Genomic DNA, 12,385 nt, shown 5'->3' with positions numbered 1-12,385 from the left:
CCTGCTCGCGATGGTGTGTCAGTCGACATCGTTGTGTCTGATACTCCATCGCGAGCAGGCTCGCTCCTACAGGGTCATGCGTTGTTAGTTCGAGGTCTCGGCCATCTGCTGCTCCGACGCTCGCCAGATCAGCCGCGTGGTGTCGTAACCCTGCTGACGCGCCTTGCTCAGCAGCTCCTCACGCACCACACCGTTCACGGTCGGTGTGCGCGACAACAGCCACAAATACTTCCGGCTCGGATCACCGACAATGGCGGTCTTGTAGTCATCGCTGACGTACAGCACCCAGTATTCGCCCTTCGCCGTACCCGGGATCAGCCTGGAGAACCAGGTATCGAACTCGATCCACAGCTTGTCGCCCTTGCCGGGCTCCTGTGGATAAGCCGTGCCCTTGACCTCTTCCCATTGCCACTGCGCTGTCAGGCAGCGATTCAACACAGCGACGTTGCCGTCGGGCTTGAGCGTGTAATGAGCTTCGGATTGCGCGCAGTCGCGCTGGAAGTACATCGGCATGCGGGCCAGCTCGTACCAGGTGCCCTGGTAGCGTTTGAGGTTGACGCTTTTGACCGTTTTGGGGGCCAATGGGTCCTGGCCAGACGTGGCACAGCCGGCCAACACCAGGCCGGCAAAAAGGATGATCAATAACCGCTTCATTATTTTTCTCCCGAGGGCAATTCGCCCCGGTTTACTTCAGGCCTTGGCCGGAAAACATCAGCACTTTGTCACCGGCGAACTGCACGCTGATAAAGCTGTTCTTGTCGCCCCAGGTGCAACTGGACATGCCGAGCGCGCCTGAACAATCGGCGGGTTTGCCCAACAGGGTCTCCACGTCGGCCTTGGCCATGCCGGCAGAGAGCTTCGAGTAGTTTTCCTGATTGACCTTGCTGCAGGCAGCGAGCAATACGCAGAACGAAAGCAGGGCGATGGAACGCAACGACATGGTGAAACTCCGGGGGCGTAGGGGATTGGCATGGCTGCCAAGCTGAAGCTTAGAAGAGAAAACCCCTGTCAGGTTCCCTGCCCGGCAGGCTATTTATCGGGCCACTCGTCTACCTTTTGCCGAAAATCAGCCACTTTGCTTGTTTACCGAGCATTTCGTCGTTTTTCAGAGATTGCGCCTAATCTTTGGCGCCGTTCAGTCGACATAAATGCAACGCAAAGCCACGTCGGTGGCATTTGCTCCCCATTTTGTAGAACAGCCCCTCTGCGGTAGCTCATCCATGACCAGAAACATGAAGTTCAGCCACAAGATATTGCTGGCCGCCGCCCTCGTGGTGGCCGTCGCATTCGCTTGTTTCATCCTGTTCAACGACTATCGCCAGCGCGAAACCTTGCGCAACAGTACCGAAGCCTCGATGCAGGAACTCGGCAGCCTGACCACCAGCAACATCCAGACCTGGCTGGAAAGCCGCATGCAATTGCTGCAGTCGATGGCCCAACAGGTCACCGCCGATGGCAATGCTCCCGCCAGCCTGAAACGGATCATCGACCTGCCCGCCTACACCGGCAACTTCCAGCTGAGTTACTTCGGTGGTGCCGACGGCGTGATGTTCTCGGTCCCGGCGGGCAACCGCGCGACGGACTACGATCCGCGCGCCCGTGGCTGGTACAAGGCGGCCAATAGCGCGCAACAGACCATCGTCACCGAACCCTACATCGCCGCCTCCTCCGGCAAACTGGTGATCACCGTGGCCACCCCGGTGCAGCACCAGGGCCAGATGATCGGTGTCGCCGGTGCCGACATCGACCTGTCCAGCGTCAGTGCGATCATCAATTCGCTGAACTTCGGCGGTCACGGCCATGCGTTCATCGTCGGTGCCGACGGCAAGATCCTGATTCACCCGGACAGTAAGCTGGTACTCAAGAACCTGACCGAGGCCTACCCCAACGGTGCGCCGAAAGTCAGCCCGGGCATGAAAGAAGTCGAGATCGACGGCAAGCGCCAGTTCGTCTCCTTCACCCACGTCAACGGCGTGCCATCGGCGGACTGGTACGTGGCGCTGGTGCTCGACCAGGACACCGCGTTCTCGATGCTCAGCGAATTCCGCACCTCGGCGATCATTGCCATGGTGATTGCCGTAGTGATCATCATTGTGCTGCTGGGCATGCTGATCAGCCTGTTGATGCAGCCGCTGCTGACCATGGGCCGCGCCATGCACGACATCGCCGAAGGCGAAGGGGACCTGACCAAACGCCTGACCATTCACGGCCACGACGAATTCGGCGCGCTGGGACTGTCGTTCAACCGCTTCGTCGAGCGCATTCATACTTCGATCATCGAAGTGTCCTCAGCCACCGGACAGGTCAACGAAGTGGCGCTGCGGGTAGTCGCCGCCTCGAACTCGTCGATGTTCAACTCAGACCAGCAAGCCTCGCGCACCAGCAGCGTGGCCGCAGCGATCAACCAGCTCGGTGCCGCCGCCCAGGAAATCGCCCAGAACGCCGCCCTCGCCTCGCAACATTCCAGTGATGCCCGCAGCCTGGCCGAAGACGGCCAACAGGTAGTGGATAAAACCATCGCGGCGATGCAACAGCTATCGGCCAAGATCAGCGATTCGTGCGGCAACATCGAAACCCTCAACAGCAACACGGTCAACATCGGGCAGATTCTGGAAGTGATTACCAGCATCTCCCAGCAGACCAACTTGCTGGCACTGAACGCCGCCATCGAAGCGGCCCGCGCTGGCGAGGCCGGCCGTGGTTTTGCCGTGGTGGCCGATGAGGTGCGCAACCTCGCTCACCGCACCCAGGACTCGGCGCAGCAAGTGCAGACGATGATCGAAGAGCTGCAAGTCGGCGCCCGGGCAGCGGTGGGCATCATGACCGACAGCCAGCGCCAGAGCGAAAGTAGCGTCGGTATCGCCAACCAGGCGGGCGAACGCCTGGGCAGCGTGACCCAGCGCATCGGCGAGATCGATGGCATGAACCAGTCGGTCGCCACCGCCACTGAAGAACAGACAGCCGTGGTGGAGTCGATCAACGTCGACATTACCGAGATCAACACGCTGAACCAGGAAGGCGTGGAGAACCTGCAGTCGACCTTGCGTGCGTGTGCCGATCTTGAGCAGCAGGCGGCGCGGTTGAAGCAGCTGGTGGGTAGTTTCAGGATCTGAGGCAACCTCACTGGCCTCATCGCGAGCAAGCTCGCTCCCACAGTAGATCTCCAGTGCGACAAAGATCCCTGTGGGAGCGAGCTTGCTCGCGATGACGGATTCAGCAACAGCGCAAAATTAGAACCTTGATCCCGGCTTGGACAGAAACGCCAACTCCTCAGCCGTTGACTCCCTTCCCAACACCGCATTGCGATGCGGAAACCGCCCAAACTGCGCAATCACCCTCTGATGCCGCTCGGCATAGTCCAGGTAATCGCTGAACAGTGCCCGATCGATTTCCGGCTGCTGCGCCACCAATTCGATATAACGCGAGACACCTTCGTTCTGCACCGCGAGGTTCTCGCTGTGCTCGAATACCAGATAGATGAACACCCGCTGAATCGGCTGCAACTGCCGATCGAAATCCGCGGCAATGCCTTGGGCTACCAGCTTCTGTGCGCGGGAATCGCCGGAGAATGCTTTGGGAGTATCGCGAAAGATCATTCGCGGGATTTGATCGAGCAACAGCACCAGGGCCAGCCAACCTTCGGGACGTTGCATCCACTCGGTCAATCCGCCGGCCAGTGCCTGCTCGACCTGGTCCCCGAAACGCTCACGCGCTTCGAGGTCCTGGCTGTCGCGCTTGCCAAACCATAACTTGCCCTTCTGCGCCGCCACTTCGCTCGCTGACCCGGAACTTCCGAACCACCAATCAAGCAACGGCTGCCAGGGCGCGGTCATGGTTTATTCCTTGTGGTAAGCCGTGACGCGGGCAACTTCTTCTTTCGAACCGAGGAACACCGCAACACGCTGGTGCAGGCCTTCCGGCTGGATGTCGAGGATGCGCTGGTGGCCGTCGGTGGACGCGCCGCCCGCTTGTTCCACCAGGAACGACATCGGGTTGGCTTCGTACATCAGGCGCAGTTTGCCCGGCTTCGACGGCTCGCGGCTGTCGCGTGGGTACATGAACAGGCCACCACGGGTCAGGATGCGGTGCACGTCGGCGACCATCGCGGCAACCCAGCGCATGTTGTAGTTCTTTTTCAGCGGGCCTTCATCGCCTGCCAGCAATTCGCCGACGTAGCGCTGTACCGGTGCTTCCCAGTGACGCTGGTTGGACGCGTTGATGGCAAATTCCTGGGTGGTTTCAGGAATGGTGATGTTTTCGTGGGTCAGTACGAAACTGCCCATTTCACGGTCCAGGGTGAAGCCTTTCACGCCGTCGCCCAGGGTCAGGATCAGCATGGTCTGCGGACCGTAGATCGCGTAACCGGCGGCCACTTGCTGGGTACCTGGCTGCAGGAAGGCCTTTTCATTCAAGGGCTCGTTCTGGCTCAGGTATTCGTTCGGGCAACGCAGTACCGAGAAAATGGTACCGACCGGGGCGTTGATGTCGATGTTCGACGAACCGTCCAGCGGGTCGAATACCAGCAGGTACGCGCCTTTCGGGTATTTGCCCGGGATCTGGTAGGCATTGTCCATTTCTTCGGACGCCATGCCGGCCAGGTGACCGCCCCATTCGTTGGCTTCGAGCAGGATCTCGTTGGAGATCACGTCGAGCTTCTTCTGCACTTCGCCCTGGACGTTTTCAGTGCCCATGCTGCCCAGAACGCCACCGAGGGCGCCTTTGGACACGGCGTGGTTGATCTCCTTGCAGGCACGCGCCACCACTTCGATCAGGAAGCGCAGATCGGCAGGAGTGTTGTTGCTGCGGGTCTGCTCAATCAAATAGCGACTCAAGGTAACGCGGGACATGGAAGGCTCCGGTGGAATGGGGGGGCTAAAAACCCGCGCAGTTTAACGCGAGTCGGGGCGCATTTCCTCCTATCAGACGTGATCGGCTGAAGAGAGTTCATGTGCGGGGATGAGCGTAGTAGGAAATGGACTGGATGTGAGCCTGGGAACTGCGTTCATTTCGGCATTTTCAGTGACTGGGCGAACGCATTCGCGAGCAGGCTCGCTCCCACAGGGGTACGCATTCCAACTGTGGGAGCGAGCCTGCTCGCGATTGGGTGCGCAGCACCCACTGTCAGGATTTGACAGAGGGCTTGCGCAACAAGCTGAACGCCATCGCCGCCAGGAACAGGACACTGAGCAACAACACCGCCCACAGGCCGAACTTCTTCCACTGGGTGTCCGTCGTCGCCAGCGTTTTCTCTGTCGATGCATTCGAGACCACCGCCCCGACATCCACCATGGCCCGGCCCAAAGTCGCGAGCTTCGCCGGGCTGTAATCCGGAATCAGCGTCGACAGCGACAAGTTCGCCGCCTTCGCCGTCGTATTGCCCACGACCAGCGTGTAAGGCCCCGGCCCGCGCGCCAGGAACACCAGTTGCGTGGCGCGCACGGCAAACTTCAGCGTCGGCGCCTGATCACCCAGGCCGCCGCCGCGTTCGTCCACGGTCAGTTTTAATTGCTGGACGATTTGCCCAGACAGCTGCAATTGGTTTTGCACCACATCCTGACCGTTCTGGGTCAGGCGATAGAGCAAACCGCTGCCCAACGACTGCCACGGCAGGCTGCTGTCGCGCCGGCCGGCCAGGCTCACTGGCGCCAGGCTGTTGGGCTGGCTCAACTCGACCTGCACCCGCTCGACATTCAGCCCCATCGGCAACTGCCAGGTGTATTCACCCGCCTTCACGCTGCTGCCGGCCAATGCCTGGGACCAGACCAACGGCAGCGGCAGGCTGCGGGTACTGGCGCTCTGCAGTTGCGCCGAAGTCAGTGTCGGTGCCGAATGCGGGGTGATCCACAGCAACCGCAGGTAGCGCGCCGACTGGCCCGGCAGGTTGACTTCATGCTGTTCGACCCGCTCGTCGGAAAAGGTCAGGCGCGCCACCTGCCCTTCGCCCCAGGACTGCCAATGCTGCAAATCATCGCTGGCTTCGACGGTGAAACGCTGGAAGCCGTCGCGCTCGCTGGTCCAGTCGAGAATCAATTGCTGCAACGGCGCCTTGATGGCGGAAGCGTCGAGCAACCAGCCGCGCAGTTCCTCCTCACCCGCCTCCAACTGACTGGAGGGCTGCACCTGGACCAATGTGCCGTTGGTGTTCGATTGCACCCGCACGCTCGGCGCGGTTTCAGTGGCGTCCACCGAGTTGTACAGCGGAAACCATTTCACCTCGGTCAAGGTGCGCGTTTCATTGTTCCGCGCCGACTCCCGGGCCAAGGCGTAAGCCTGAACTTCGCCCACGGCGTTGAACACACGCACGTCGCTCAGGTCAGCCTGCCGTGCATTCAGTTGTACGTTCAGGGGCAGTTCAAGGCGATACCAAGGGCCTTCTCCCGTCACCGACAGAGGTACTTGGGTGGTGAAGTCCGCCGGTTTTTCCTGGGCAACCGCCGACAACACTACGCCCATGGCAACAGCGCCCAGCCAACCCAGGTTCAGCTTCTGACTCAAGACGACACTCCTTCGGATTCCGGGACCGGTTTCTCGATATCCGGCACAGCTTCGGCGCGCTTGGGCGGCAACGGGGCGAAATAGCCCACCACCAGCAGCAACACACCGACACCGATAAACGACACGATCCGCGCCAGCCCGCCGCGATTACTCAATTCAACAAAGATCAGCTTGGCCACGACCACACCGATCAAGGCGGCGCCGATCAACCAGACTTCGCGGCGGCGACGCAAATGGCCGCCGATCATCAGGCTCAGGGCCATCAAGGTCCAGACGATGGACAGGCCGGCCTGCACCCGCATCGACGCCAGCAACAGGTCCAGCTCGAACGGCACCCCGCTCCAATGGTGCGCCGTACGCATCACCAATGCCGTAATGAACACGAACAGCGAGGCACCCGCGACCCCTTGCGTGGCGATGACGGCGTAATCCTCGCGGAGCGCCAGTTGTGTCATGGCGCTGCGGGACCAGACATAGACGCCGAACAACGCAAACAGCAGGCCCAGCTCCAGCGGGTTGATCAATGGCAGGTAAGGCAGTGGCTCGGCGTTGCCGTCACTGGCGATATTCGCCAGCCAGAACCAGCCGAGCATCAACAACGCCAACGGCGCGGCGGCGTATACACGGTATTCGCGCGGATACGCCGACACTGGCCACGGCCACGCGCGAGGTGCCGCCATCAACACCAGATACAGACCTGGCAGAATCGCCCAGCCCAACCAGCGCCAGGCGTTGTATTGCTCGGACAACACCAGCAAGCCGTAACGCAACTCCAGAGCCAGTACACCCATCAACAGCCAGCAGCCGAGCACATGGGCGACGCTCGTCACGCGCACCGGCAGCATGGGCGCCAGGCGTCGCAGGGACGTGAAATGCACCACGAACACGGCGGCCCACGCCAGCCAGCCGACGTTGGCCGTCGGGTGATAACGCGAGTGCCAGGCCGCTAGCAGCACCAGCGCCGCCGCGGGAATCAACACCGTGCCGAGTGTCCCCAGTGACGGCCATTTCAGGCGCAGCGCCAATACCGTCCACAGCGCCACACTCACGGCAGCGATGCCCAACAACAAAGTCGCCTGCGTCGGCAGCGGCGCAAAATGCAGCACTTCGATAACCCAAGCCAACGCCCACCAGCCCGCTCCCCACGCCAGCAACGCCTGGGACAATCGCAACAGACTCAGCCCTTCCAACGCTCCGATCGAATGACCAACCTGCAAACGCCAGGCCCCGACCATCGCCGCCAGCCCCAGCACCAGCGGCGCCCAGAATCCAGCATGCGCCAAGGGATTCAGCCCTTCACTGAGTTGCGGCCCCGTCGCCAGGAACAGCGCGCCACCCAACAGTTGCACAGCGAGCGCGGTGAACACGAAGGTGCGCGATGGCAGGCGCAAGCCAACCAACAACGTCAGCACCCCGGCCAGAGCCCAACTGATCACCGTGCCGTGGCTGAAGAAAAACAACGGCGCCAGCAAATAGAGAAACGCCAGCCCGAGGCACGCCAGGACTGGCAGACCTTTCAGCTCCCAAGGCCTGATCTGTTCCGGCAAGGCTTTACGCAACTGGTAGAAGCTGAACAGCAACGCGACGCCCAGTAACAGCGCACCTAGCGGTACACCGCCGAGCAGGCTGCTTTCGCTGTCGTGCAGCTCGCTGAGAAACACCAGCGCCGAGCCCAGTTGCAGGAGCAAGGCAAACGCCCGACCCAAAGGCCTTTGCTGGCGCAGGCCGAGCCAGAAGATCCCCGCGCCCTCCACCGCCCACGCCGCTGTCGTCCAGCGTGCATCGAGTCCCAGCGGAATCGCCAGGCTGGCGAAGATCACGCCCAGGGCCAGGCAGGTTTCCCCCAGCAACAGCGTGCGCCCGGCCATCAGCCAACGGGCAAGCCCCATGTAAATCATGCCCAGCGCCAAGGCACTGAACGCCGCTGCGAACTCCAGATGCTGCACCAAGGCGAACTGCAAGCCGAAACCCACCAGCGGCGGACCGAACAGCAGCGTGCCGTCGACATAGTCGCCCTTGCGCGCCGACCACTGCAGCAGCGATTCGCGACTGCCCTCTGCCGGTGCATCGCCCATCTCCAGCAGCCTGCGCCGAGCGAACAGCAAACCAATGGCCAGGTACATCAGGAAAAACAAAATCAGAAACGGCTCGGTACTCCACAACTGCTCCGGCGAGTAGGAGCGCAGGCCCCAGGCGAAACCGATGCCGAAGGTGCCGCTGAACCCGATGACATTCAACAGCCGCCAGGCCTTGAACCAGGCGATGGCGAAGATGCCGGCATTGAGCAGGGCAAAGTAGCTGAACAGCGCGACGTGGCTGCCGGCGCCGGTGGAGGCCAGCAGCGGCGCGGCGAATCCGCCCAGTGCGGCAGCGGCGGCCAGCCCCAGGGAGTCCTGGCTAATGGCTAGAATCGCCGAACAGACCGTCACCGCCACCAGCAGGCCAAACCCCGCCGAGGGATCGAGCAGCGGATGCAGGCGCATCGCGGCAAACACCGTCAGGTACAACACGGCGATCCCGGCGCCTTGCAGGATCAACGCATAACTGCTGTTGCGCGCTCGCAACCACCAACCCAGCCCGAGCAACCCCAAGGCTGCCGCCGCGACACCTGCGTAACGCAATTCAACCGGCACCACCACGCCTTCGGTGGCATAGCGCAGCAGAAAGGCCAAGCCGAGGAACAGCAGCACCACGCCGACCCGCAACACGGTATTGCCGCCGAACAACCAGGCGCGGGCACGGCTGATGGCGCGATCGATGAGGTTCGGGCCACGGGGTGTGACAGGCGGTTGTGCTTCGCGAGCGGTTGGTTCAGGTTTCCAGGCATCGGCGATTTCGCTGGCCGCTGCGGGGATTGGCTCGAGTTCGGGCGGCAGCTCCCAGATCAATTCCGGGGCTGCGGCAGGTACTTCATCAAGGAGGGTTTCAGGCGATACAAGCGATTCACGGGTTTCCGGCGCCTTGACGCCTGATGCTTCGAGCAGTGCCAGCCGTTGATCGATCGCTTGCAGCGCTACCTGCGCCTGCTCCAGCAGGCGCTGCTGCTCGACTGCCCGAAGGTCCATGCGAGCCATGCGAACGGCCTGGCCGATCCCCAATCCGAGTAATGCGCCCAGCAGCGCATCACTGAATGACTCGTCGAGTATCCAGCCGAGCAGCAGCCCGATCAGCATGAACATCCATTGCATGGTCGATATCCCTGAGCGCATTGGCCAATCCGGAAAGATTAGCTCAGCCGTGTCCATAAAGATCGCAGCCTTCGGCAGCTCCTACATAGTCGCGGTATTACGCGATCCTGTAGGAGCTGCCGAAGGCTGCGATCTTTTCCGGCGCGCCAGTATATCCACCTGCCTGAAGACTTACTCCAGTGCCTTCCAGATTTCCGTGGCGTACTCGCGAATGGTCCGGTCCGACGAGAACCAGCCCATCCGTGCCGTGCTCAACACCGCTGAACGCCACCACTCCTTCGAATCGTGCCAATGGGCTTCGACGCGCATCTGGGCGTGCCAGTAGGAATCGAAGTCGGCGCAGACCAGGAAGCGGTCGTAGTCCACCAGCGAATCGATCAACCCGACATAACGGGACGGATCATCCGGCGAGAACACCCCACCACGAATCGCTTGCAGCACATCGTTCAGACGATGGGACGCGGCGATATCCGGCACCGCGCTGAACTCATGGTTCTGCTTGCGCGCCTCCACCTGCTGCGCGCTGAGGCCGAAGATGAACATGTGCTCGGCGCCGATGCGGTCGCACATTTCCACGTTGGCCCCGTCCAGGGTGCCGATGGTCAGCGCGCCGTTGAGGCCGAATTTCATGTTGCTGGTGCCTGACGCTTCGAACCCGGCGGTGGAGATCTGCTCGGACAAATCCGCCGCCGGAATGATGCTCTCCGCCAGGCTGACGTTGTAGTTGGGCAGGAACACCACTTTGAGCAAGCCGCGCACGGTCGGGTCGTTATTCACCACCCGGGCGATGTCGTTGGTCAGTTTGATGATCAGTTTGGCCTGGTGATAACTCGCGGCGGCCTTGCCGGCGAAGATCTTCACCCGTGGTACCCAGTCGATTTCAGGCTCCGCGCGAATCGCCTGGTACAACGCCACGGTGTGCATCAGGTTGAGCAACTGGCGTTTGTATTCGTGGATCCGCTTGACCTGCACGTCGAACATCGCCGCCGGGTTTACCGCCACGCCCAACCGCTCATGAATCAGGTACGCCAGGGCTTTCTTGCTGTGCAGGCGTTGCTCGGCAAACGCCTTGCGAAATGCACTTTTCTCGGCGAACGGTTCGAGGGCAAGCAAACGCTTTTCCGGGTTATCCAGCACTTCGGGCCCGAGGGTATCGACCAGCATCGAGGTCAGCTCGGGGTTGGCCTGATACAGCCAGCGGCGGAAGGTGATGCCGTTGGTTTTGTTGTTGATCCGCTCCGGGTAGAGCTTGTGCAGTTCGGAGAACACCGTTTGGCGCATCAGCTGCGTGTGCAACCCGGACACACCGTTGATGCTGTGGGAACCGAGAAACGCCAGGTTGCCCATGCGCACCCGACGACCGTTGTCTTCCTCGATCAACGACACCGCGCGCAACACGTCGAAGTCGTGAATACCTTTGGCCCGCAGCGAGTCAATGTGATGGGCGTTGATCAGGTAAATGATCTGCATGTGCCGCGGCAACATGCGCTCCATCAAACCGACCGGCCAGGTTTCCAGCGCTTCGGGCAGCAATGTGTGGTTGGTGTAGGACAGCGTATCGACGGTGACCTGCCACGCCGCATCCCACGCCACGTCATAGACGTCGACCAGCTGCCGCATCAGTTCAGCCACGGCAATCGAGGGGTGGGTGTCGTTGAGCTGGATCGAAGCGTGATCGCCCAGGGTCAGCACCGAGGTGTGCATGTTGCGATGGCGGCGCAGCAGATCCTGCAACGAGGCGGCGACAAAGAAATACTCCTGGCGCAGGCGCAATTCCTGGCCGGCCTCGGTGCTGTCCGCCGGGTACAGCACCCGGGAGATGCTTTCGGCCCGGGCCACTTCGGCCACGGCGCCCAGGTGGTCGCCAGCGTTGAAACGCTCCAGATGCAGATCTTCCATGGCCCGTGCGCGCCACAAACGCAGCGTGTTGACGCTTGCCCCGCGCCAACCGACCACCGGCGTGTCATACGCAATGGCGCGTACGGTTTCCGCCGGGGACCAGACTTGTCTGGTTTTGCCGGTGTCGTCGGTCAGGGTCTCGACACCGCCGCCGAAACCGATGGTGTAAGCCACTTCCGGGCGCTCGAACTCCCACGGGTTGCCGAAATCCAGCCAGTGTTCGGTCTGCTCCTGCTGCCAGCCATCGACGATGGCCTGGCGGAACAAGCCGTGTTCGTAACGAATACCGTAGCCATGACCGGCGATGCCGAGGGTCGACATGCTTTCCATGAAACACGCCGCCAGACGTCCGAGGCCCCCGTTACCCAGCGCCGCATCGGGCTCCAGCAGGCGGATGCGCTCAAGGTCGACGCCGAGTTCGGTCAGGGCTTCGCGGGCCACGTCGAGCAGGCCGAGGTTGCTCAGGCTGTCGTAGAGCAGCCGGCCGATGAGGAACTCCAGGGAGAGGTAATAAACGCGCTTCTGGCCTTTTCGGTAGATCTGCCGCGTGTGGTCCATCCAGTGCTCGACCATGTGATCCCGCGCGGCCAGGGCAATGGCTTCGAACCAGTCGTGGTCGAAGGCGTGATCCGGGTCTTTACCCACTGCATAAGTGAGTTTGGTCAAGACGGCGTCGCGGAATGCGGCCACCTCTGCTTCGCGAACAAGTGGTTCTTGAGTCATCGATAGGACCTCGAGCGAGCTTGGAGTTGTCTGAGCCTAGACGGTCTGACAGGCGGTAGAGGCTCTGGTTCGGCAGTTTT

The 12,385-nt window shown here is 61.6% G+C and carries 8 protein-coding genes; 1 reads left to right on the top strand and 7 read right to left on the bottom strand.

Annotated features, from left to right (window positions below; translation table 11 throughout):
* Positions 1-84: 84 nt before the first annotated feature.
* On the bottom strand, positions 85-654 hold the full coding sequence (locus tag WHX55_RS01660) for a lipocalin family protein (protein ID WP_150726537.1): 570 nt from the start codon (positions 652-654) through the stop codon (positions 85-87).
* Between the two features lie 31 nt (positions 655-685).
* A complete protein-coding gene (locus WHX55_RS01655; protein WP_007975531.1) occupies positions 686-940 on the bottom strand; it encodes a hypothetical protein in 255 nt (84 codons plus the stop codon).
* Between the two features lie 280 nt (positions 941-1,220).
* Between WHX55_RS01655 and WHX55_RS01650 the strand changes: the two genes are divergently transcribed.
* Positions 1,221-3,113 carry a methyl-accepting chemotaxis protein gene (locus WHX55_RS01650; RefSeq protein WP_353741908.1) on the top strand — a complete coding sequence of 631 codons (1,893 nt, stop codon included), beginning with the start codon at positions 1,221-1,223 and terminating at the stop codon, positions 3,111-3,113.
* 117 nt (positions 3,114-3,230) lie between these two features.
* Here WHX55_RS01650 and WHX55_RS01645 read toward each other — a convergent pair whose 3' ends face one another.
* The 5 genes from WHX55_RS01645 to WHX55_RS01625 all read right to left on the bottom strand — a co-directional run bounded on the left by WHX55_RS01645 (position 3,231) and on the right by WHX55_RS01625 (position 12,305).
* Positions 3,231-3,833, bottom strand: coding sequence for a DUF924 family protein (locus WHX55_RS01645; RefSeq protein WP_150755650.1), 603 nt, complete (start codon positions 3,831-3,833; stop codon positions 3,231-3,233).
* Between the two features lie 3 nt (positions 3,834-3,836).
* The gene (locus WHX55_RS01640) at positions 3,837-4,847 is read right to left on the bottom strand and encodes a class 1 fructose-bisphosphatase (RefSeq protein ID WP_150755649.1); all 1,011 of its coding nucleotides are present in this window, start codon (positions 4,845-4,847) and stop codon (positions 3,837-3,839) included.
* A 274-nt stretch (positions 4,848-5,121) separates the two neighbouring features.
* Complete coding sequence (locus WHX55_RS01635; RefSeq protein WP_353741907.1) at positions 5,122-6,495, bottom strand: DUF3999 domain-containing protein; 1,374 nt, start codon at positions 6,493-6,495, stop codon at positions 5,122-5,124.
* Positions 6,492-9,683: a DUF2339 domain-containing protein gene (locus WHX55_RS01630; protein WP_150756802.1), complete on the bottom strand. Its 3,192-nt coding sequence runs from the start codon at positions 9,681-9,683 to the stop codon at positions 6,492-6,494. Before WHX55_RS01630 ends, WHX55_RS01635 begins: the two co-directional genes overlap by 4 nt.
* 171 nt (positions 9,684-9,854) lie before the next feature.
* Complete coding sequence (locus WHX55_RS01625; RefSeq protein ID WP_353741906.1) at positions 9,855-12,305, bottom strand: glycogen/starch/alpha-glucan phosphorylase; 2,451 nt, start codon at positions 12,303-12,305, stop codon at positions 9,855-9,857.
* Positions 12,306-12,385: the final 80 nt, after the last annotated feature.

Source organism: Pseudomonas fluorescens (genome assembly GCF_040448305.1).
GTDB lineage: Bacteria > Pseudomonadota > Gammaproteobacteria > Pseudomonadales > Pseudomonadaceae > Aquipseudomonas > Aquipseudomonas fluorescens_BH.
This window is presented reverse-complemented; position numbering and strand designations above follow the sequence as displayed.

Excerpts from the sequence above, each read along its gene's own strand:
- WHX55_RS01660 (WP_150726537.1), bottom strand. The coding sequence starts at position 654 with ATGAAGCGGTTATTGATCATCCTTTTTGCCGGCCTGGTGTTGGCCGGC.
- WHX55_RS01655 (WP_007975531.1), bottom strand. The coding sequence starts at position 940 with ATGTCGTTGCGTTCCATCGCCCTGCTTTCGTTCTGCGTATTGCTCGCT.
- WHX55_RS01650 (WP_353741908.1), top strand. The coding sequence starts at position 1,221 with ATGACCAGAAACATGAAGTTCAGCCACAAGATATTGCTGGCCGCCGCC.
- WHX55_RS01645 (WP_150755650.1), bottom strand. The coding sequence starts at position 3,833 with ATGACCGCGCCCTGGCAGCCGTTGCTTGATTGGTGGTTCGGAAGTTCC.
- WHX55_RS01640 (WP_150755649.1), bottom strand. The coding sequence starts at position 4,847 with ATGTCCCGCGTTACCTTGAGTCGCTATTTGATTGAGCAGACCCGCAGC.
- WHX55_RS01630 (WP_150756802.1), bottom strand. The coding sequence starts at position 9,683 with ATGCAATGGATGTTCATGCTGATCGGGCTGCTGCTCGGCTGGATACTC.
- WHX55_RS01625 (WP_353741906.1), bottom strand. The coding sequence starts at position 12,305 with ATGACTCAAGAACCACTTGTTCGCGAAGCAGAGGTGGCCGCATTCCGC.